This window comes from Photorhabdus sp. S10-54 (assembly GCF_963878145.1).
In the GTDB taxonomy this organism is placed as follows: Bacteria; Pseudomonadota; Gammaproteobacteria; order Enterobacterales; family Enterobacteriaceae; genus Photorhabdus; species Photorhabdus kayaii.
Window position 1 is genome coordinate 21,001 of sequence record NZ_CAWNXG010000036.1, and the last position, 22,772, is coordinate 43,772.

The window sequence follows — 22,772 nt, forward strand, 5'->3', positions numbered from 1 at the left end:
TTTTACTATGATGTTGGGAAGTCGGAGTTTACTGATCATTATTTTTTCTCTTTTCGCCTCGTTACTCAGCCAATAGCGGTTTATAAAACGCCGTTTCAATCATCCAGAACTTGCAACCTAAAGAAGCCTGAAGAGAGGCTCCTCAGGCTGGTTTATCGAATTAACAATTACTCATATGCTATGGAAAAGTTAAGAGGAGCATGAATCTGCTGAGGAGATGGTTTTTCAGCCACTGACGCCATATAAGCTTTAAAGGTTACAGACTTGTTATTAAGAGCTTCCACTTTAGGATCTTTATCACTTGATGAAGCCAATACGATCTTGCTGTCTTTCTTAAGAAGCTCTTCCGTTGCAGTAGAGGAATCACCAACCTTATAGGTTAATGCAACACCCGCATTTGGAACGAAACCCTGCGTATTACCCTGACCATCACTAAATACATCAGTTGTTGATGCTATCGTAGCCCCTGTCACCAGTAGCTTAAGTGATTTCTTTGCGGCAACAGTCCCATCACAGCCACCGACACCGACAGAAAAAGTTTCATATCCAGGAATAACAAACTTTCCCTCCAATAAGCTATTCGAACCAGCCCCAGGCTTGAAGTCATCTGGCTTATGGTTACCCAAACTCACATCACCATTTTTTACGCCACTGGTAATGTCACATGACACATCCGAAACAGTACCGGTAATGGTCACTTGAGCATTATTTTTCGCATTAGCAACCGAAGCTGCCCCCAAAACCAACGCCGCCACGACGCTTATCTTTAATATCTGTCTTTTCATTTCATTAATCTCGTTTAACTACTTAACTAAAGTCCGATTCAAATTCGTGTATCATGTTTTGACAAACAGAGACATCTAGCTGTACATAAATTTGTCAATTAGGACCATTTTGACAATTGAGATACAAAAATTTTTCTGTGCAAAAACAGAGTAATATAGAGATAACTGTAGTTATTTTGCAAATTTTAAGGATATTTAATTATTTAATCCGAAATTAGTAACAGTAATTTCTTTAAAGTAACGAAGGAAGTGTAATGTTTTTACATATTGGAATAAAAAGAGTGGATTATCGAAATGTTTTTGTGGTAGGATGTTTGGGATTTACAAATATATACAAATCTGTCTCTTTTTTTATTAGAAAACTTTCAGTATAATTTCTAGGCAATTGTATCTCAATTGTCAAAATGGTCCTAATTGTAATTGCTTAACGTTTACCCTTTATACCCCAAACCCCTTGAAATCGTTCAGCATTACTGGCAGTATAGCGCACTGTATGGCGGATGTTTTTATGTCCAAGGTAATCTTGTATCAACCGGGTATCTATTCCCCGGTCTGCAAGAGCAAAACCGCAGGCATGGCGCAACATATGCGGATGCGGATCTACAGAGATATTAGCCAATTGTCCTAATTGGCTAATAATCTGATAAATACGCTGGCGAGTAAGCGGTTTCCCACAACGTGATAAAAACAGCCAATCACTATCAGCGCCCTGAAAAGTTTTGCGCACTTTAAGCCATGCCTTAATCGCCTTAACTTCACGCTGCAACAAGGGATGATTAGTACAAAACCCACCTTTTAATCGCCTGATATATAAGCATTTTTCTTTTAATTCCATGTCAGATAACCGTAAATGCCTGGCTTCGCTAACACGAAAGCCGTGAATATAGCTCATATACACCAGACAGTAATTCCGTTCTGGATTAGGCCCAACTTTTGCCATCTCCAACATGCTTTCTACTTCTGATTGAGTCAGATATTTTCTTTGGCCCATGATTATTTCTCCAAAATATATTGATAGTACAACCCGGCTATATCCCGCTTAGAACACCCTAACTCTGGGGACCCAGACCAGGAACAGGCAGAACCTGAGGATAAAATACACACCAAACCCAAATGATGCATGTTGTCTACCCAGGCTACAGAAGGTTATACAGATATGGGATAAAATTTAAACACCTTTTTTGATTATTTTTTCACCTCAAAAGAATGTTAGTTTACATTTGGTTGACGGGGAGGATTATTCAAAACAGACTACAAGAACCTGTCGTTACAAATCGTCTTCTCGGTTATAGCAGCTTACTCTCAAGGTATTGATATGATTTTCAATCAGTTACTGGGAAAAATATTCCGTTGATTACGTCAAATCCGTCTGTATTATTATGGATGGTAAATAGGATCAGGCCGTGGTCTGTGAAACATGACGGACGGCCATGCAATCAATGGAGATAAAGAAACCGTATGAAAGGCCAACTGCTTGATGCCATCCCTTTAACTTCCCTGCATGGCGTCGGGGCAAATCAGGCCGCAAAATTAGCAAAAATAGGACTGGTTAATTTGCAGGATCTGCTGCTACATTTCCCGCTGCGTTATGAAGACCAAACACGCCTTTATACGATTAATGATCTTTTACCGGGTATTTCCGCCACCGTCACAGGTGAAATTCTTCGTACCGATGTTGTTGTTAGTCGTCGTCGAACCCTGATCTGCAAAATTAGTGATGGTACCGGTGTGCTCACACTGCGCTTTTTTAACTTTTCTATGGCAATGAAAAGCAATCTCGCGAAAGGGAAACAGGTTGTTGCCTACGGTGAAATCAGAAGAGGCAGTCAAGGCGCCGAAATTATTCATCCTGAGTATAAGATTCAAAATCATACTGGAAATGTGCAGCTTCAGGAGACATTAACACCGATTTACCCCACAACGGAAGGTGTTCGTCAAGCGACGCTGCGTAATCTCATTGATCAAGCACTGAAATTGCTAGATACCTGTGCAATCAATGAACTCCTGCCGGAAGAACTTAGCCGCTCTATCATTAGTCTGCCGCAAGCATTGCATATCTTGCACCGTCCAACGCCAGATATTGCTCTGGCGGATCTGGAAACTGGCAGACATCCAGCTTATCGCCGTCTGGTTCTGGAAGAACTTTTAGCGCATCATTTAAGTATGTTAGCCGTCAGAGCTGGCGTACAACGCTATCACGCTCAGCCATTGCCGATGGAAAACGAGTTAAAACCGCAATTCCTTAATCGCCTGCCATTTTCGCCAACTCATGCGCAACAGCGGGTTGTCTCGGAAATTGAGCAGGATCTGGCAAAAGATGTTCCCATGATGCGACTGATTCAAGGCGATGTAGGTTCAGGAAAAACACTGGTTGCCGCATTGGCTGCGTTGCGGGTTATTGCTCATGGCAAACAGGTTGCCCTGATGGCGCCGACTGAACTACTGGCAGAACAGCATGCAAATACCTTCCGGCAATGGCTGGAACCTTTGGGGATTCAGATCGGCTGGCTAGCGGGTAAGCAAAAGGGGAAAGCGCGTCAGAAACAACAAGAAGCCATTGCCAACGGTCAAGTCGCCATGATTGTTGGTACACATGCCATGTTTCAGGAACAGGTGAAGTTTTCCGGTCTGGCGCTGGTGATTATTGATGAGCAACATCGGTTTGGTGTTCATCAACGTCTGGCTTTGTGGGAAAAAGGACGTGAACAAGGTTTTCATCCTCACCAATTGATTATGACGGCCACCCCGATTCCCCGTACCTTAGCAATGACCGCTTATGCCGATCTCGATACTTCTATTATTGATGAATTGCCACCGGGGAGAACGCCGGTCACAACAGTTGCGATCCCGGATACACGCCGCGAAGAGGTTATTAAACGGATCAAAAATGCCTGCCTTGATGAAAACAGACAAGTCTATTGGGTTTGTACGCTGATTGAAGATTCTGATGTGTTGGAAGCTCAAGCCGCGCAAGCCACCAGTGAAGAGCTGACTCTCGCCTTACCGGAACTGAAAGTTGGGTTAGTGCATGGCCGAATGAAAGCCGCAGAAAAACAGGCAGTGATGGAGGCTTTCAAATGTGGAGAATTACAGCTTCTGGTCGCCACAACGGTTATCGAAGTTGGAGTGGATGTGCCAAATGCCAGTTTGATGGTTATCGATAACCCGGAACGGCTTGGCTTGGCGCAACTACATCAATTACGCGGACGAGTCGGCCGTGGCGCTATTGCCTCCCATTGTGTTTTACTTTACAAAACGCCGCTGAGCAGTACTGCCAGAATACGCCTGCAAGTACTCAGAGACAGTAACGATGGTTTTGTTATCGCGCAAAAAGATCTGGAAATTCGTGGTCCCGGGGAGCTATTAGGAACACGCCAAACTGGAAATGCGGAATTTAAGGTGGCTGATTTGCTAAGAGATCAGGGAATGTTGCCGGAAGTACAGCGTATTGCCCGGCATATTCACCAACGCTATCCTGAACATGCTCGTGCCTTGATTGAACGCTGGTTACCGGAACGGACACATTATGGTAATGCGTGATTGAGAATATGTCGGCGCGGACTTGTCGTTTCTCAACGCCGCCAAAAATACGGATATCTGGTTTTATCCCATAATTAAGATGCTCTGCTACAGAGCTTTCTTTTAATTATTCCGTTTAATTGGCAATGTATTATTTCAGAAGGAATTAAAAATCTAATTATAAAGATAAGTAAAATAAAATTCTTATTCTAATCTGCTATTTTTCATTATTTTCTTAAAAAATTAAATCCAGTACCTCGGATTAATTGATACGACGTTTCACTATCCGAAGTCTTTTACCCGCTAATTGGGGTAACAGGCGGTTCCGACATTTTTCATCAAATTCAGTTATAGTGTATGCGGTATTAGCGCAATGTTATGCTCAAAGGTAAAAATGGTAATAGATGTAAATCTATGATAGGAAATTTTCATCAATGTAATATTGAATTACTAAGTTTAAATAGTAAATGTTTCTATTAACCCAATGAATGTAATTTTAAATATTTTCTTTTCGAAGTATAAAACTTTGATGGAGGTCACACAAATATTAGTTTTGTTTTGGTTTTTTTATCTATACTTAATTTCATTATGGTATACATTAGGGTGTTTTTAAATTAGAGCTAAATAAATCTACGTTGATATAATGGAGAGTTTAATATGATTTATGCTAAAAATATTTCAGATAAGGTGGTTAAAGTTTCAATTAATAAATGGGGTAGTGAAGAAGGTGATGACGAATATGTTGATATTAATCCAGGAGAGGTGGCTCAATGGGGTAGATCAGATGAGCGCGGTTTTTTAATGTCAGTAGCACGCAAAGATAGTGTTACATTGTTGTATTCAATAAGATCAAATGGCTACATAATTATTTATAATAACTCGGTTGAAAATAACGGTAGCCGAATAGATTCTTTATATTCCATACCATCCGTCTAAAAAAATTTTATTATTGCACTAGTTTTCTTAATTTAATTTCAGATCATATATTGTTGAATTAAATGCAAATGTTAATTATTGACATAGTGGAGGATTTATGATTTATGTTAAAAACCTCTCAACTGAACCGGTTAAAGTTTCGGTTAATAAATGTGGAGAGGAAGGCAGAGAGGAATATTTAGCTCTTGATTGTGAAGATGTAAAGGTGTGGGATCTATCCGATACGCATGGTTTTATATTTTCAGTAATACAGCGAGGTATTGAAAAATCATATTCTGCTTCGCAGAACAGTTTTATTATTATTTTTGATGATCATGTACAAGATAGCGGCACTAATATATCTCATTTAGAGAAATAAATGAGAATTTGTCATCTGATTTAATTGAGTGTTAGACCCAATTAGATCACCATCATCAGGAATGGAATCTCCATTCCTGAACTATTTATATTCAATGGTTTGCTACTTTCGCCCGTAATGCTTGTTTTCCTGCTTCACTGATAAAGATATTTCCAGCCTATTTATGATTAATCAGTTGTTTTATCAACTTCCGCTGACAGAATTTCCAGACTGGGTATTTAGAGAGGATGTATATCTTTATGGCTACTCTTATTAATACGCAAACATGTAACTTAAATATATAACTTAAATATATAACGTAATCTTATAATGATTATCTGTAAAGCAAAGAATAAGAATCACCAAGGGTGGCGTAATATATTTTCTGTTTATAAAAAAATGAGTTATTTTTGTTTTTTTAGAATTTATATTTCAAACTATTTCGTAAAGTTATTTTCTTTTGATATTTATTTGAAAAGTGGTTTTGGTAATAACAGGGCGGGAGAGCTAACATTTCGAATTAAATAAACGATAGGCTGAACCGAGGTATTATGGCTCAGCCTTGTTTTTCGTGTTTTTTAGTAATTCATAATGACAATGGATTAATCATCATATTCACTGTGTACTATATTATCGCCACCAACATCCCAGGCTAATCTTTCTCCATTCGCCCGCAGGACTGAGAATGAACTTCCTGATGCGCTCAAGCTGACTATATCTTGTAATCGGGCTATCCCGGGTGGAACGCTGATACCACCCCCGCCATTGTCCCCCCAGGAAACCACACTGCGGTCTGCCCGTAGGACAGCAAAGGCATAAGTTGCTGCTTTCAGACTGGCGACATCCTTTAATGCGGCAATTTCGGGAGGGATTTCACCGCCTCGAAGATTATCCCCCCAGGCGACTACGCTACGATTTGCCCGCAAAGCCGCGAAAGCATAGCCTGTTGCACTTAGACTGACAATACTGCAATTGAGCAATTTCTGGCGGGATTTGCCCGCCATAGTCCGAAAGTACCCAAAAGTCATCTTGGTTGGCGGTTGGCTATTTTGATTACTGGTAGCTCCATACACTTTTAGCCATAATGGCTATTCGAGCCATTTTTAGACGGTAGGTGATGTATGGAAATTATTCCCGCACAACTAGCTAAGAACCAGTTTGGTGATCTGCTTAGGAAAGTTCAGCGTGAACCTGTGGAAATTACTAAGCATGGAAAGCGCGTGGCCGTGGTTATCTCTCCTGAAGAGTATGATCAGTTCGCACAGCTCAAGTTACAGAATTTAAAAGCCGTTCTGGCTGAATCTATTGCACAAGCTGATCGTGGCGAATTGCATAGTATTGATGATGTATTTGCACCGTTGACGGTTGATGAACTTGAGGGTAAGGCTTAAGGATGAGTGTCCGGTTTACTAAGAAAGCCAGAGAGCATATTCGTGCAATCAAACTCTATTCTATGCGCCGATGGAGGGCGAATGTCGCGGAAGCTTATTCAACTTCGTTACGTGTGACTATGACGGAAATTCTTGATCGTCACCCATCCCCTGGCCGTGATCGCAGTGACGATCTTTATTTTGGTGTGCTGAGTTTCCCCGTAGAGAGCCACATTATTTACTACCGGGAAGTTCCGACTGGTATTGAAGTGTTGGCGGTGTTGCATCAGACGCAAGATCCACATAACCATCTATAATGAAGAGCATAAAACATGGGATACTTTATTTAATTCGCAATAAAATAAGCAGTTAAACTTTTTTATCAGATGTTTGAGTGAATTACCCGAGCGCCGTTTTCCTCAGAAACCTGAGTTGTCGAACTATTTCATCCGGTTCTCACCGGACACATACCCCACAGATTTTATGCTCTCTGTACGCTATGCAGCTCAGCACATGGCCTCCTACCAAACCCTGACTTTCTCACCAGAATCCCGGCTGGAGGTCAGGAAGAGTTGTTTAGCAGGACGAGGGAAAGTCAAAAAAATCCCGCGATTTTCATCGGGGGATTTGTATAGGAAAGACAACAGATATAGGGGATTATCTCGTTAAACCTGACAAACAAGAGCTGTATCAAGGCAATTTCGTTGATAATCATCCCAAAAACCTGGGGAATGAGCCTCAATATCGCTTTGTAACAGCATTGGTTTTTGCCATTTAAATTGTTTGAACCCTGCCTTTTGGATCGCTGCTTGATATTGTTCACGACTCCAACGATACATAGTGAAAGGGCTAGGTGGTGTGGTAAGAAATTCAGCTTTCAGGAGAGTGGTGTCTTTCACCGGCTCTTCACTCAGAATTTTTATACAATAATTCTCATAATTCCCTTTCTCTAATCGATAATCAGGTTCAAAGGTATACGCAATTAGTTTACCGGAAGGCTTGAGATGAGCAGCAATGACACGGAACATAGTTTCAAGGTCTTCAATAGATTCTGCATGGCAAAATAACCAAGCTGCATTAACTATGTCAAACTTGCCAAATGACTCCATCTTGCAGACATCTCTTACGTGAAATTCGATATCGTCACCGTATTGTTGTGATTTGCTTTTCGCAATCGCTATCATGTTATCTGATATATCAACTCCAATGACTTTTGACGCACCACGATTTTTGTATTCTCGACTAAAGAGGCCATATCCACAGGCTAAATCTAACACTGATTTCCCGTGTATATCTCCTGCCAGATTGAAGATAGTTCTGATTTCTACTTTGATATGGTCAGTAGCATCTGAAAAGCTCTCGTAAAGATGTGCAATAGGGCCATATAAAGTGTTATCTTTCATGTTTTTTTATCCTTAGCTAAAGGCCAAAATACTTTATTTATCGAAGAGATATATTACTTAGTATGAATTAATAATTACTGAAAATTTTTCTCTTATTATAAATAAGATTCCAAAATAGTACCACATCTTACATCACTCACGATTCCATATATAACAATTGGTTAGCAAAATAACGCATAGCAAAATCATGAAACGTTATCTATATTAATACGTTAGTGATGAATTAGATATGATTTTTTAATATTGGTTAATTTTCGGATAAATATAAGGAGGAAAATAAATATAAAATACCTATGATGTGTTCTGTGGAAACTATTATTCTTATAATAATTATGTCGTATCATCAATTGTTGAAATTAGAATAATCTCAGCGTTAAACAATAGAAAAATGACAATGACCCGTCGTTATGCCTTTATATGGACTCCCCTGAACGATCAACGGATTTTATACGGGTATATCAACAACAATACTGCACCAGCTATTCAGTTGGTGCAGTATCTTGCTAATTTACTCTACACCGCCGGGAATACCGGCAACAGCAGATAGAGTTTAATCACAATCGCGTTAACGATATCGATAAAGAACGCGCCAACCATCGGCACCACCAGAAACGCCACATGGGATGGCCCAAAGCGATCGGTAATCGCCTGCATGTTCGCAATGGCGGTAGGTGTCGCCCCTAAACCGAAACCACAGTGACCCGCCGCCAGCACCGCAGCATCATAGTTTTTACCCATCACCCGATAAGTAATAAAAATTGCATACAACGCCATGACGATGGCCTGGATAGTGAGAATGACCAGCATGGGTAATGCCAGCGATGCCATCTGCCACAATTTCAGGCTCATTAGCGCCATTGCCAGAAACAGGGAAAGGCTTACGTTACCCAGTACAGAAACCGCTCGGTCAAAGACTCGGTAAAAACCTAACACCGACAGACTGTTACTGAGGATAACTCCGATAAACAGCACACAAACGAATGTCGGTAATTCAAACCATGTACCTTGCAGAAGTTCAGATACAAAATTACCTGCCATTAGACAGATAGCAATCAATGCGATCGTTTCCAGCATGACCAACGCAGTGATCATCCGCCCAGTATAAGGTTTTTCAAATGCTGTTGGCACTTCGGTATCATCTGACCTCAAGCCTGGGGTTTTGGTATTTCTCACCAGAAAACGAGCAACCGGGCCACCAATCAAGCCACCCAGTACTAAACCGAAAGTCGCACAAGCCATTGCTACTTCTGTTGCATTTTCAAAACCATAACGCTCACTAAACAGTTTACCCCAAGCGGCACCGGTACCATGACCACCAGATAGGGTAACAGAACCCGCCAGTAAGCCCATTAATGGGTCCAGCCCTAACAGTTCAGCCAGGGCGATACCCACCGTGTTCTGAACCAGCAACAAGCCAACAACGACGAAGACAAATGTGAGCAAGACCTTACCACCCGCTTTCAGGCTGGCAAGATTGGCATTCAAGCCGATAGTGGCAAAGAAAGTTAGCATCAAAGGGTCTTTAAGAGACAAATCAAAGCTGATTTCCCAACCTATTGTTTGTTTAACAGCTAAAAGAATCAGAGCAACTAACAGGCCACCGGCGACCGGCTCAGGAATGGTGTATTTTTCAAGAAATGGGACTGATTGTACAAGTTTGCGCCCAAGTAATAGTACTAATGCGGACGCCACAAGCGTGCCATAAACATCAAGATGATACATCTATGTACCCCAGCTATATTGTTAAAATTATGTAAGTTATTACGACGTTATACTCATCCTTTAGAAAACGCCAAAAGCAGGCAACGCTGGATTAGAAAAAAAATCTGCAACAAACACAAGTTAAAACATATAAAAATGTGACCAAAGCGAATCATGGCAACGAACAGAATTTTTACGCAAACGATTGCCTTTACACCATTGATCATTAAAATGCGTTCTTTGTCAGTCCGGAATTTCACACCATGCTCACCTCATCCCCTGAACAGGCTGAAACAATACCCCCGAAAAAACCAGCTAGTGAATTGATTTATCCGGTGCGCCGTAAAACCCCGCTCTTCGGGGAGGGTGTGAAGATTATCGCGCTATCTTTAGCGGTTGGTATGGGCGTTGCTCAACAACCGCTAATTTTACAGTTCACTCCTGATTGGCTGAAAACTTTACTCTCTTCCGGTATTGCTGCCGGTGGTCTGACAGCCATCACTCTTAATCTGGTATTTCCTCAGGAGAAATAATCTTCCTATAAATCTGATATCGGGTTACACATAATCAACTCATCACGCACGTATATTTCATCATCATCGCGCGTGATGATGATTTATCTCCTAGCGGTTGGAAGGCCAAACAAAATCATTACCAACCCAACCATCAAGATCGTATTCACTCATACACTGCTCAGCAAACCCTTTCAATTGATCCACTAAGCCCGTGGCTTGGGAAGCCAACAACACATCGACCCTGATAGCTTCATGGTTGCCGGAATAATTGCGCTCGTATAATTCATGCCTGCCAGCAAATTCCGTACCGATAGAGTCCCAAATCAGTTTCATGAGCTTGACTCGCTCAACTGCACTATAACCATTGGAGCCACGCATGTATTTATCAAGATAAGGAGACAATTCCGGGTTGGAAAAATCGCGGGCATGAGAGTTAATATAAATCAAGGCACTGCCCAGATCCTGTTCAATAATTTCTTTTACCCGCGGGTAACCCAACGTCATAAACCAACGATAAGCTATCCCATATTCGTACCGAGGCAATAAGGCATCTCCACGCCAAGGCTCCGGAGATTTAATCATCGCATCACTGAGCGCCCAAAACATATTACGCCATGACAATACTTCACCAACCCGTGCTTGCACGCCACGAAAATCCTTCGTACCCGTAGCTTCAACACCCTTAATAAGCAATCCAGAAAGAAAATCAAGTTTAACCGCCAATCGAGTCACACCATGCAACATAGCCCGATGAAAATAACCCGATTCAGCAAAAAATAACGAAACTTTATCCACATCTCCATAGATAAATATGTTTTCCCAAGGAACCTTCACTTTATCCAGAATCATTATCGTATCGTTCTCATCAAATCGGGACGAGAGCGGATAATCAAAAGGACTGCCCATTTTATCAGCTGCCATTGCGTAAGAAGGACGACAAATTAATTTCACTCCCGGGGTATTCATCGGCAAGGTAAAGACCAACGCAAATTCCCGTTTCTTTATTGGTAAACCGTAATGACCAATAAAGTTGTAGTGACTAATCGCCGATCCTGTGGCAACAACTTTAGCGCCGCTGACAATTAATCCATCATCACATTCTTTTTCAACATGAATACAAATATCCCCAATTTCATCAGGTGATAAATGACGATCTATTGGCGGATTAATAATCGAGTGATTCCAGTAAAACACGCTCTCCTGCGAACGGATATACCAGTTTTTTGCATTATCAGCAAAATCACCATAAATTTCCGGTTTTACGCCGAGCGAGGTAAGAAACGAAGCCTTATAATCAGGGCTTCTACCCAACCAGCCATAACTCATGCGAGCCCACGCGGCAATAGCATCACGATCAGCAATTAAATCTTGCTGTGAGCGCGGTATACGGAAAAAAGGATGTGTTACACCACAACTCCCCGTATCTGTCGCCGTGGTCAGTACGTCACGATAAGCAGGATCGTGCAAAGCGTCGTAGAGTTTCGCAACAGCTCGGGCCGGATTTTGAAAAGCAGGATGGTTGACAACATCGTGAATACGTTCACCATAAGCCCAGACTTCCCGACCATCATTTAGCCCATCCAGAAATTCCTTTCCATTAAGTGGGCGGGTTGTGCGGATATTACCTTCATCCGACGATTTTTGTTTCATATTTTCTGACATAGAAGATTCCTTACATTATTTATTTACCAGAAGATGGGTGAAAATAAACTATGCAGTGTTATTTCAAGCATCAATCAAATTGAGAAAGGAATAGAAAGGAATGACGAAAAAAAATACCATTATTCCATTTACAACCATCCACTAATACATTAATTCATTCAGATGTCATTGGCTATATTGTCATGCAATAAAATATAGATTTAATAATTATATTAATCACACAATATAATTATTAACAAATTAATACAAACATGCCAAGTCATTAATAAACACTTAGCACAAAAAACAAAAATACAATTAATCAAAGACTAATCCCAGAAGTTTATTTTAATAGAATAAAACGATAACGAATAATTGATTATTTCCCTCATTTCATATCCTGAAATTATTATAAATAACAACTAATATATACCCTATGGATTTCAAGTTGCATCGCGACGGCAAGGGAATGAATCCCCGGGAGCATAGATAACTATATGACCGGGGTGAGTGAGTGCAGCCATGAAGGATGACGGGTATAGTGACTTATTGGTATTTCTATTGTTAAATTATACAAATGTTACAAATAATAATTTCTCCTCGCTCATAACTTTTATTCACCATCTCTTGAGTGAACACAAAAATTACGGCATAAAAGGAAGCTATAAGCCGATTAAATTGGAGTCTGATGATGAGATGGTTAGGAAAATCGCTGGTTACTCTGTTATTACTGGTAATACTGGCAGTAATCACTGTTTATGTCGTGATGCAAACAAATTGGGGAACACATCAGCTTAGTCAATGGTTGAGTCATCACAGCCGTTATCGGGTTCAAATAGGCAATATCGAACATAACTGGTCACAACCGGGCACCCTGGCATTTTCCAATATTGTCATTAGCAATCAGCAACAGACTTTCATTTTAGCAGCTCAAGTTGTCGCATTCGATTTCAACTGGCAGCAACTTACTTCCCCGCGTCATTTTCATCGTCTGTTATTGCAACAGGGCCAATTAACAATCAAAGGCCAGCAACAATCCTTGCCTTTTAGCGCCAACATTCTACAACTTAATCAGATGGCTATTCAGTCAGAAAATGCAAGCTGGCAAATTCAAGGGCAAAACATCACTGGCGGTATCACCCCCTGGAACCCACAATCAAATACGTTGGCAGGGAATGGGGAATTTCAATTCAGCGCTGATAAACTGAATTTCAATGATATTTCTCTCGAAAAAGTCATTATACGAGGAGATAACCAGCAAAATACCCTCACTCTCCGTTCATTTGGTGCAACATTGGCACAGGGTGCGGTATCAGGTAATGGGCAACGTCTGCCTGATGGCAGCTGGCAGTGGGATAATTTACTTATCAGCAATATTCGTTGGCAAACGCCAATGACACTTGACGAGTTATTGCTAAAAACGGACAAATTACCCGCCGTTCGCATCAAAGATCTGAACCTTACGAATGCCAAGCTGGAAGGTAAAAACTGGTCTGCTAACTATCTGGATATCTCAGTAAAAAATGTCGGTTTGGCTAACGGCAACTGGCAGGCAAAAGAGGGCATTATTGATTTCAACGTTATGGATACTACGCTAAATGATCTTCATTTCACCGATGTTATTGGTCACCTTCTTCTTACAGGCAATGAACTCACTATTTCCAATCTCACTTCCCGTTGGGAAAAGGGATTATTCCACGTCAAAGGGCAATGGAATCACCAAACAAAACAATTCAACATCACCAATGCAACGGTTGCCAGTTTAACTTATACCTTGCCACAAAACTGGCATCAGTTGCTGAAAAAATCATTGCCTAAATGGATATCCGGATTCTCCATTAACGAGCTGACAATTAACAACAGCTTGTTGATTGATATTAACCCCGATTTTCCATTCCAACTTACTGCCCTCAGTGGTTATATCTATGACATGGAATTACTGAAAGAAGGGAAATGGGGAATCTGGCGTGGCTCTTCGAACTTAAGTGCCACCAGCGCAACATTTAACAAAGTTGAATTACGTCGCCCTTACCTTAAATTACATACAGAGGGAAATAAACTGATCCTCGACCAATTAGATGCCTCTGTTGATGATGGATTACTAAAAGTGAAAGGTACAGTAGATCAACAGGTACAGAAGCCATTTACTTTAGATTTCCGGGGAATAGATGCAGATTTAGCGATTTTGCCTCAATGGCGGTGGGTGCCGTTGAAATTACAGGGTAAAGGCAATTTCACGCTGTTAATACAGGGAGATCTTGCTGCTGATGATATTAAAAGTACTATCGATGGTTCATTGACTGCCACGGATAAACAATCAGGCAGCGAAACTCAAGTCATTAATAAGGGGCAAATATCCACACCAAACTGTGAAACTTGTCCGGTTGTTAAGCTATAGTAACGAATATTCGGGTACCTATGTGCCCGACTCAACCTTATAATAGTTATTTTCTATTTCAATCCATTAATAAAATCTCCGATCAGTATCAGCCGAAAAACCACACTAATATCGATGACATTAAAAACGCAATTAAATTTCACCAATGAAGTTGTAACAAGGTACAAAAAATGACGTGTATACTGCCTGAAGCCATTGAAAACAAACTGCAAAATTATGACCGTATTGTTGTCGGCGGCATCATCAGAGACCAAAATAGCCATATTCTGTTCTTACAACGAGCGCCTGATGAATCCCCGCCTAATCTCTGGGAAATTCCTTCCGGCGGTGTAGAAAAAGGAGAAAATCTATTACAAGCACTATCTCGTGAAATAACTATCTCGTGAAATAGAAGAAGAGACCGGACTGCTTCTTGATAATGTTATTGGTTTTCTCAGCGCGGTGGAATATTCTATTAAGCAGACTCTATGCCTTCAAGTAAATTTTAATGTCATATGCACAGGTGAAGTTAAGCTTTCTCCTGAACACACTCAATATATATGGAGCAATATAGCCAATTTCCGCACTAAACTTGATGATTTTATGCTGCGTGTACTCAACGAAGCTTAATTTTATAAAAACGACTCTTATTATTGCTACTGATGATATGAAAAATCCCCAGTGGCATATTTAATGCCACTGAGAAATCTAAGCGATAGCCGTATAAGCATTTGGCAATACCATATAGGTACCCGTAAATACCGCACCGATTCCCTGATCACCGCTAACAATCACATCCAATTTCACTCTCGCTTTACTGCCTTGTGCCAAACGAGCCAAATCGCCGCTCATATTTTTAAGATCGGCAACAGATTTTGGCCTGCCAACAACCGGTTTTTTGTAACGGATATCGGCATCAGCCAGAATGATATCACCACCTAGTTGACGTTCCTGTAACAACAGCCAGATCAATCCCCAACCGGTCAGGGTTGCCAGAGAAAACAGACTGCCAGCAAAGATAGTTTGGTGAGGATTTTGATTACCAGCTTCCGGCATGGTGGTAATAAAGCTCTGACCGGTATATTGAGAAATTCGTACCCCCATTTTTTCACTGAGGGGAATATGTTTGTACCAAGCCTGTTGCAGTTCGTTGCACCAATCTGGCCGGTGAAGAATATCATCAAGTGTTGCAACCGGCTTTATCATCAGAAAATGGCGAATGGGTGTCGTTTGTGGGCTAGCAATTAGCCCACGGTTTTCAAACCCCAATTTACTGAAAAACTCCACCGCATGTTCACGAGCACTGCATACTACCCGTTTAACACCCTCCTGACGGGCAACAGATTCCAAAGCCATTGCGATTAATTTTCCTAACCCTCTACCTTGCATGTTGGGATGCACTGCCAGAAAGCGGATTGCCCCTTCACTATCCGCATTGATATATAAACGCCCTACCGCCACCGGGTTCCCTTTCTCATCCACAACCATCTGATGATGAGCCATCGTGTCGTAACCATCTTTCTCAGAGCCTACAGGCTGATGCAATGGCTTACGCAACATTTCCCAACGAAATCGATAATATGCTTCCAGTTCTTGTTCTGTTTCAGGTACTCGCAGATGATACATAGAAACTGCCCCTTTCTTTTGCTCATGATGTTAATCGGGGATGGTTGCGTTCTACTGGCTATTTTTGGTTGCTAGACCTGCAACCAGAAAGTGACTGGCCCATCGTTTGTCAGGCTGACTTTCATATCGGCCGCAAACCGCCCGATTTCTGTTTTTACACCACTTTGGCGGCATAGTTCAACAAAATAGCGATATAATTCGTCGGCCTTATCTGGGGCGGCGCCACCGGAAAAACTGGGTCGCATGCCCTTTTGAGTATCGGCAGCCAGTGTAAACTGGGAGACAACTAACAAACTGCCTCCGATTTGTTGGACGTTCAAGTTCATTTTGTCCTGTTCATCACTGAATATCCGATACCCTATCACCTTCTCACACAACCGTTTTGCTTTCTGTTGATCATCTCCTTTCTCAACACCTAGCAACACCAGCAGGCCGTGACCAATTTCCCCAACCACTTCGTTCTTAACAACAACATTTGCCTGTGTTACCCGCTGGATTAACGCGATCATATTTTTCCTTTACTCAAATAATAGCATCAGCACACTATCCTTTGTTATCCGTTCAATCCCTCATTTTGTTCAGAAAAACCGCTTGCCTCGAAATAATCTGGCACTGTCTGCCTATTAACAACATGAACGCTATTGATCCCTAACGCACTGGCTGCTTCCACATTTTCCAGCACATCGTCAAAAAACACCGTCTGATCCGGTGAAAAACTTTCTGTCTCAAGCACATATTTGAAAATATCCGGTTCAGGTTTACGCATTGCCAAATCCTGCGACAAATAGAGGTAATCAGCGGATGCTGCAATTTCAGGATAATTATGAGCCCAGTAATCCAGGTGCAAACGGTTTGTGTTGGATAACACCACAACCCGGTGTCCCTCCTCACGTAATTTCTTCATTATCTGAATGACTTCAGGTCGAATATTAATAAAGATAGCATGCCATCCAGCAGCAAACTGCTCAAAACTGAGTGAAATATTCATTTCCTGACATAAAGTATCAGCGAATTCCAGATCAGTAATTTGACCACGCTCATGTTTTTCAAACGTTTCTCCCATAGAGAAACTTTTAGTCAAAGTCGCAAGAGGTGTCCCGCTCAAATTACTCCATACCGCTAAAACTCTTTTAAAATCAATCTCAATAATCACATTACCCATATCGAAGATATATAACATAATTACCCCCTGGCTAATTAATAACTTTTTACTTTAATCGTATTTTCAATGAGAAAACAGTACGGACAAGTAAAAAGCGAATTACTTCACGGTATTTTTCTTACGAAACGATAAAGTAGCATCCAGATTAAAAAAGTCGAGTAAGGTGTTATAGTTATGTTGTGGTTCCTCCTCTGTATCGGCCTTCTTCTGGCTGGATATTTCATATATGGCAAGATTGTCGAAAAGATATTCACTATTCGACCAGAAAGAAAAACCCCTGCTCTTTCTATGGCTGATGGTGTTGATTACGTTGCTATGTCCACCCCAAAAGTTTGGTTAATTCAGTTACTAAATATTGCCGGCGTTGGTCCTATTTTCGGCCCAATTCTTGGTGCCCTCTATGGCCCGCTTGCCATGCTGTGGATTGTATTCGGCTGTATCTTTGCCGGTGCAGTACACGATTACTTCTCCGGTATGCTCAGTGTGCGTGCCCGCGGTGCATCCGTGCCCGTTATCGTTGGTAACGAACTGGGCAAAGCGATGAAGCATTTCATGAACATATTTGCGGTTATTCTACTGATGCTAGTTGGAGTCGTCTTTGTTTTGAGTCCAGCCGGCTTACTGAATAACTTGCTGAAAGAGGCAATGGGTTGGGATAACATTGCTATCTGGGTCGGTGTTATCTTTGCTTACTATATTCTCGCAACGCTGGTGCCTATTGATAAAATCATCGGTCGCCTTTACCCACTGTTTGGTGCATTGCTGCTGTTTATGTCTGTTGCGCTGATGGTCGGTTTAGCGATGAGCGATAAGCCTTTCTATTCACAAGGATTAGATTTCACCACTAACTTTAACCCGAAAGATCTGCCTGTCTGGCCATTGCTGTTTGTCACGATTGCTTGTGGCGCTATTTCAGGTTTCCACGCCACTCAATCTCCGCTGATGGCACGTTGTATGCGGAATGAAAAAAATGGCCGTTTCGTTTTCTACGGCGCAATGATTGGTGAAGGTATTATCGCGCTAATCTGGTGTACATTGGGCCTGAGCTTCTATGAAGATACTAACGCATTACAGGCCGTGATTGATCAAGGTACGGCCTCTCTGGTTGTTCACGAAGTGTCCACGTCTCTGTTAGGTACTGTCGGCGGTATTCTGGCAATCCTCGGTGTGGTGATTTTGCCAATTACTTCTGGCGATACTGCATTCCGTTCTGCCCGGCTTATTATTGCTGAATTCCTGAATATCCCTCAGCAACAAATGACCAAACGTCTGTTATTAAGTGTGCCAATGTTTATTGTCGGTTATCTGATTACCAAAACCGATTTCAATATCATCTGGCGTTATTTCGGTTGGGCGAACCAAACCACAGCAATGGTCATGTTATGGGCTGCTTCCGCATGGCTGCTGCGCCGTAATAAATTCCATTGGATTACCACCCTACCAGCCATGTTTATGACCGCGGTGTGCTTCACCTATCTGGCATTTGCACCAGAAGGTTTTGCGCTAAACTGGAATATCTCTGTTGTTATCGGCCTGGCAGCAATGGCGGTTGTCACAATTGCTTTCTTTGCAAAAGTCCGCTCTCAATTAGCTTCCGATAATATAAAAGCCAAAGCATTAAATGAGTAAAAACCCAAGAAGAGATTAAATATCACAACAGCCCCTCACGATAAAAAGTTGAGGGGTTTTAATTGCCCGTGATAAAAAACATTTATTCCTCCTGAAAATATCAGACGAGATATCACATGGATATTGATAATTTAAGCGTTACAGCCAGAACAATGAGTGTCTACATATTGCAAGTTATGCCAGAAGCACACGGCTCATTATCGTGACAAACAATGAAAAAGAATTCATCTGGGTAGAGGATTAATTGTAGAAAATTGGATAGATTAGGCCATTTAAAAGCAAACCTACGAATAGTCGTTAAATTGGGAAGTTTCCAGACAAAGATACGATTTGTCGTTTTTAATCGTTTCCTGCTTAACTATTAAATAAAAAACAACTCATTGAAACTCTCGCCAAATGATAATCACGCTAATCCTGCTGAATGGTGGCAAACATAAACAAGATTGACTACAATTGTTATTCGCAGCACACTACGTATAGTGTGTTAAATCATACACCATTCGAATACTAAAACTTTGCTTTAATAAATGTAGGTTTGTACGTTTTCAAATGCGATACCAAAGAGAACGACACCCATTAATGGCACCAAAGCTCTTCTTTTAATGGACAACTTGTCTTTGGATAATTGATCGCTTGTATCGAAGTAAACGATCCTAAACTGAGTTCGATAAATTCCCTACCCTGAAGAAAGCAATCTACTACAGGGAAAGGTCTTGAATGTTTTTAGAAAACAGGAGAATCAACCATGTATATGTTTTTACCTTTTTTACTCGCATTATTTGCGGTTATCACCACCCTATATGGAAAGTATAAAACGAGTTATACCCTATGGGGTCTTCTTTCGGTGACGACTGTAGCTTGGTTTATCCATCATGCAACCGATTCGTTAAATCTATCTTTTTAACGGGAGACAATCTGATGAATCAGGTATTAGCAACAAAACAACAGATCAGCGTCGGCATGATATTTAACCTCATTGGGTTATTTGCTATCAGTGCTGTTCTAACCCTTGCTTTCTATTATCAATTGGTCCTTTCCGAACTCCCTTGTCCATTATGTCTGCTACAGCGAGCAGGCATGATCATGATAGGGTTTGGTTTTCTGTTTAATCTGTGTTTTGGTATCAAAAGCGCGCACTATGGCTTATCTCTTATCGGCTGTGTCGTAACTGGCATTGTTGCGATCCGACAAGTATTTTTACATATCACGCCCGGTGATCTCGGTTATGGTTCCGCGCTTTTTGGTATACATTTCTATACTTGGGCCCTTATCTGCTCAGTTATCGCGATTATCGGCATATCAGTCATGCTGATATTGAAAAGCCTGGAAAAAACAACCGAAGAAAAGCAAAAGACGTCTGCCATCGGTCAGATTGTTATCGGATTATTTGTCATATTAATTACCGCAAATTTAATCTCCACTATTTTGGAGTGTGGCGGTGGGCAGTGTGATGACAACCCAACGTTCTATCAATTGCTCGGTAAATAATCTTCGATTTGTTCAATTTGAACAGACAAATCCCAGAAAACTCAGGGCGCCATTGGCGCCCTAAGCATTGGTATTGCAGGAAAGATTATGCTTCTTTACTGCGATACGCACGACGGCGTTCGTTTTCCGTCAAATGGCGTTTACGCAGACGAATAGATACCGGGGTCACTTCCACCAGCTCGTCATCATCAATAAACTCCAAAGCCTGCTCCAGGGTTTTCTTAATATGTGGAGACAGGGTTGTCGCTTCGTCAGTACCAGATGCACGGACGTTAGTCAGTTTCTTACCTGTCAGACAGTTAACTGTCAGGTCATTAGAACGAGAATGAATACCGATCACCTGGCCTTCATACACTTCTGCACCATGACCAAGGAACAACTTACCGCGATCCTGTAAGCTGTAAAGTGCATAAGCAACCGCTTTACCCTGACCATTGGAAATCATCACGCCGTTCTGACGGCGACCGATTTCACCCGGACGAATATCATCATAGTGGCTGAATGTTGCATACAGCAGACCGGTACCGGAGGTCATCGTCAGGAACTCAGTACGGAAGCCAATCAGACCACGGCTTGGAATAACATAATCAAGGCGCACACGGCCTTTACCGTCTGGCAGCATATCGCGCAGATCTGCTTTACGCTCACCCAAGGCCCGCATCACATCTCCCTGATGCTGCTCTTCAATATCCAGCGTTACTTGCTCGAAGGGTTCTTGCTTACGGCCATCGATCTCACGGAAGATAACTTTCGGACGGGATACCGCCAGTTCAAAACCTTCACGGCGCATGTTCTCAATCAGAACAGATAAGTGCAATTCACCACGGCCAGAAACACGGAACGCATCCGGATCTTCTGTTTCTTCGACACGCAGGGCGACATTGTGAACCAACTCTTTCTTTAGACGCTCAAGAATTTGACGTGAAGTGACATATTTGCCTTCACGTCCACAGAAAGGGGAGGTGTTAACACAGAAATACATGCTTACCGTCGGCTCATCAACAGCCAGCGGCGGCAGCGCTTCAACAGCATTAGTATCACACAGCGTATCGGAGATATTCAGCTCACCCAAGCCGGTAATCGCAACGATGTCGCCCGCTTCCGCTTGCTCACTCTCAATACGCTCCAACCCCAGATGGCCCAGTACCTTACCGATTTTACCGTTCCGGGTTTTACCTTCGCTATCAACAATCGTAACGTTCTGGTTTGGCTTAACAGTACCGCGCTTGATACGACCAATGCCGATAACACCGACATAATTATTATAGTCAAGCTGAGAAATCTGCATCTGGAATGAACCATTAAGGTCAACTTTCGGTGGCTCTACATGATCGACAATCGCCTGATACAACGGCGTCATATCTTCCGCCATATCATCATGATCAGTACCGGCAATTCCCATCAATGCCGATGCATAGATAATGGGGAAGTCCAGTTGCTCATCAGTCGCACCCAGATTGACAAACAGGTCAAACACCTGATCCACAACCCAATCAGGACGTGCGCCAGGACGGTCAACTTTGTTAATGACCACAATCGGTTTCAAACCATGAGCGAACGCTTTCTGTGTCACAAAACGGGTCTGAGGCATTGGCCCGTCCATAGCATCGACCAGCAACAGTACACTGTCAACCATAGACATAACACGTTCTACTTCACCGCCGAAATCGGCATGTCCCGGAGTGTCTACGATATTAATACGGTAGTCATTCCATTTAATGGCGGTATTTTTTGCGAGAATAGTAATTCCCCGCTCTTTCTCCAAATCATTGGAGTCCATCACACGCTCTGTCGCTGTCGCACGGTCACCGAAAGTACCGGATTGTTGCAGCAGCTTGTCAACCAGGGTAGTTTTACCATGGTCAACGTGCGCGATGATGGCGATATTACGCAATTTTTCGATCACAAACTTTGCCTCAGGCATTTTATAAATGGCGCGCTATTGTACACACATTGGTCGAAGGACTAAACAGGATCACAATAATCTATGCTTAACAACTTGATAACAATGAAATTGTGATCCCTTTCACGCCTATAAACAGACGCACTTTCGGCACAAATGCACTAATATTGTGCTTCGCAGTAACATAATTGCACCAATTTAGTGCAACATTCCCTAATATCAAGGTATCCCATCACGGGTATACTCACAACACAGTATATGGCAAGGCGTTAAAAAGTTGGCACGCTTTTCGCAAATGCTTTCGTGATTGAATTGATTTTCACAACTATTTGACTTTCACAACGATACCCTATGGATTTCAAGATGCATCGCGACGGCAA

At 41.8% G+C, this 22,772-nt stretch carries 20 protein-coding genes and 1 pseudogene; 11 read left to right on the top strand and 10 right to left on the bottom strand.

The window, feature by feature from the left end; translation table 11 throughout:
- Nucleotides 1-167 precede the first annotated feature (167 nt).
- Together AACQ83_RS17495 and AACQ83_RS17500 are read right to left on the bottom strand one after the other, a co-directional pair.
- A complete protein-coding gene (locus AACQ83_RS17495) occupies nt 168-785 on the bottom strand; it encodes a fimbrial protein (RefSeq protein WP_146747917.1) in 618 nt (205 codons plus the stop codon).
- Nucleotides 786-1,209: 424 nt separating this feature from the next.
- Nucleotides 1,210-1,776, bottom strand: coding sequence for a tyrosine-type DNA invertase (locus AACQ83_RS17500; RefSeq protein WP_049584031.1), 567 nt, complete (start codon nt 1,774-1,776; stop codon nt 1,210-1,212).
- A 467-nt stretch (nt 1,777-2,243) separates the two neighbouring features.
- Here AACQ83_RS17500 and recG point away from each other — a divergent pair, with 467 nt between their 5' ends.
- The 3 genes from recG to AACQ83_RS17515 all read left to right on the top strand — a co-directional run bounded on the left by recG (nt 2,244) and on the right by AACQ83_RS17515 (nt 5,598).
- Complete coding sequence (gene recG / locus AACQ83_RS17505) at nt 2,244-4,325, top strand: ATP-dependent DNA helicase RecG (protein WP_112878909.1); 2,082 nt, start codon at nt 2,244-2,246, stop codon at nt 4,323-4,325.
- Nucleotides 4,326-4,961: 636 nt separating this feature from the next.
- Entirely contained in the window at nt 4,962-5,240 is a 279-nt protein-coding gene (locus AACQ83_RS17510) for a hypothetical protein (protein WP_112878910.1), read from the top strand.
- Nucleotides 5,241-5,337: 97 nt separating this feature from the next.
- Nucleotides 5,338-5,598: a hypothetical protein gene (locus AACQ83_RS17515; RefSeq protein ID WP_112878911.1), complete on the top strand. Its 261-nt coding sequence runs from the start codon at nt 5,338-5,340 to the stop codon at nt 5,596-5,598.
- Nucleotides 5,599-6,179: 581 nt separating this feature from the next.
- Here AACQ83_RS17515 and AACQ83_RS17520 read toward each other — a convergent pair.
- Nucleotides 6,180-6,581 carry a hypothetical protein gene (locus AACQ83_RS17520; RefSeq protein ID WP_112878912.1) on the bottom strand — a complete coding sequence of 134 codons (402 nt, stop codon included), beginning with the start codon at nt 6,579-6,581 and terminating at the stop codon, nt 6,180-6,182.
- A gap of 117 nt (nt 6,582-6,698) precedes the next feature.
- On the opposite strand from AACQ83_RS17520, the gene AACQ83_RS17525 reads away from it, so the two are divergent.
- Both AACQ83_RS17525 and AACQ83_RS17530 read left to right on the top strand, forming a co-directional pair.
- Nucleotides 6,699-6,968 (top strand): type II toxin-antitoxin system Phd/YefM family antitoxin, encoded by a 270-nt coding sequence (locus tag AACQ83_RS17525; RefSeq protein WP_112878913.1) that lies wholly within the window; start codon nt 6,699-6,701, stop codon nt 6,966-6,968.
- Between the two features lie 2 nt (nt 6,969-6,970).
- Complete coding sequence (locus AACQ83_RS17530; RefSeq protein ID WP_112878914.1) at nt 6,971-7,264, top strand: type II toxin-antitoxin system RelE/ParE family toxin; 294 nt, start codon at nt 6,971-6,973, stop codon at nt 7,262-7,264.
- A 348-nt stretch (nt 7,265-7,612) separates the two neighbouring features.
- Here the strand turns inward: AACQ83_RS17530 and AACQ83_RS17535 are convergent, their stop codons facing one another.
- Nucleotides 7,613-8,350: a class I SAM-dependent DNA methyltransferase gene (locus tag AACQ83_RS17535; protein WP_112878915.1), complete on the bottom strand. Its 738-nt coding sequence runs from the start codon at nt 8,348-8,350 to the stop codon at nt 7,613-7,615.
- A gap of 513 nt (nt 8,351-8,863) precedes the next feature.
- Nucleotides 8,864-10,072, bottom strand: coding sequence for a sodium/glutamate symporter (gene gltS, locus AACQ83_RS17540; RefSeq protein WP_112878916.1), 1,209 nt, complete (start codon nt 10,070-10,072; stop codon nt 8,864-8,866).
- A gap of 350 nt (nt 10,073-10,422) precedes the next feature.
- On the opposite strand from gltS, the pseudogene AACQ83_RS17545 reads away from it, so the two are divergent.
- Nucleotides 10,423-10,584 (top strand): annotated as a pseudogene (locus tag AACQ83_RS17545) (xanthine permease XanP); the annotation flags it as partial.
- Between the two features lie 90 nt (nt 10,585-10,674).
- Here AACQ83_RS17545 and AACQ83_RS17550 read toward each other — a convergent pair.
- Nucleotides 10,675-12,228 carry a 4-hydroxyphenylacetate 3-hydroxylase family protein gene (locus AACQ83_RS17550; RefSeq protein WP_112878917.1) on the bottom strand — a complete coding sequence of 518 codons (1,554 nt, stop codon included), beginning with the start codon at nt 12,226-12,228 and terminating at the stop codon, nt 10,675-10,677.
- Between the two features lie 667 nt (nt 12,229-12,895).
- Here AACQ83_RS17550 and AACQ83_RS17555 point away from each other — a divergent pair.
- Nucleotides 12,896-14,605: an AsmA family protein gene (locus AACQ83_RS17555; RefSeq protein ID WP_240000846.1), complete on the top strand. Its 1,710-nt coding sequence runs from the start codon at nt 12,896-12,898 to the stop codon at nt 14,603-14,605.
- 170 nt (nt 14,606-14,775) lie between these two features.
- A complete protein-coding gene (locus AACQ83_RS17560) occupies nt 14,776-14,991 on the top strand; it encodes an NUDIX hydrolase (RefSeq protein ID WP_240000847.1) in 216 nt (71 codons plus the stop codon).
- A gap of 301 nt (nt 14,992-15,292) precedes the next feature.
- Here AACQ83_RS17560 and fabY read toward each other — a convergent pair whose 3' ends face one another.
- The 3 genes from fabY to yihX all read right to left on the bottom strand — a co-directional run bounded on the left by fabY (nt 15,293) and on the right by yihX (nt 17,390).
- On the bottom strand, nt 15,293-16,210 hold the full coding sequence (fabY, locus tag AACQ83_RS17565) for a fatty acid biosynthesis protein FabY (RefSeq protein WP_112878919.1): 918 nt from the start codon (nt 16,208-16,210) through the stop codon (nt 15,293-15,295).
- 71 nt (nt 16,211-16,281) lie between these two features.
- Nucleotides 16,282-16,719, bottom strand: a complete 438-nt coding sequence (dtd, locus tag AACQ83_RS17570; RefSeq protein ID WP_112878920.1) for a D-aminoacyl-tRNA deacylase — start codon at nt 16,717-16,719, stop codon at nt 16,282-16,284.
- Nucleotides 16,720-16,763: 44 nt separating this feature from the next.
- Nucleotides 16,764-17,390, bottom strand: a complete 627-nt coding sequence (gene yihX, locus AACQ83_RS17575) for a glucose-1-phosphatase (protein ID WP_112878921.1) — start codon at nt 17,388-17,390, stop codon at nt 16,764-16,766.
- Between the two features lie 156 nt (nt 17,391-17,546).
- On the opposite strand from yihX, the gene AACQ83_RS17580 reads away from it, so the two are divergent.
- The 3 genes from AACQ83_RS17580 to AACQ83_RS17590 all read left to right on the top strand — a co-directional run bounded on the left by AACQ83_RS17580 (nt 17,547) and on the right by AACQ83_RS17590 (nt 20,489).
- The gene (locus AACQ83_RS17580; RefSeq protein WP_112878922.1) at nt 17,547-19,001 is read left to right on the top strand and encodes a carbon starvation CstA family protein; all 1,455 of its coding nucleotides are present in this window, start codon (nt 17,547-17,549) and stop codon (nt 18,999-19,001) included.
- Nucleotides 19,002-19,752: 751 nt separating this feature from the next.
- Nucleotides 19,753-19,905 (top strand): DUF5993 family protein, encoded by a 153-nt coding sequence (locus AACQ83_RS17585; protein WP_041380504.1) that lies wholly within the window; start codon nt 19,753-19,755, stop codon nt 19,903-19,905.
- Nucleotides 19,906-19,919: 14 nt separating this feature from the next.
- Nucleotides 19,920-20,489 carry a disulfide bond formation protein B gene (locus AACQ83_RS17590; RefSeq protein WP_112878923.1) on the top strand — a complete coding sequence of 190 codons (570 nt, stop codon included), beginning with the start codon at nt 19,920-19,922 and terminating at the stop codon, nt 20,487-20,489.
- Nucleotides 20,490-20,574: 85 nt separating this feature from the next.
- Here AACQ83_RS17590 and typA read toward each other — a convergent pair whose 3' ends face one another.
- On the bottom strand, nt 20,575-22,413 hold the full coding sequence (gene typA, locus AACQ83_RS17595) for a ribosome-dependent GTPase TypA (RefSeq protein WP_112878924.1): 1,839 nt from the start codon (nt 22,411-22,413) through the stop codon (nt 20,575-20,577).
- Between the last annotated feature and the right edge of the window lie 359 nt (nt 22,414-22,772).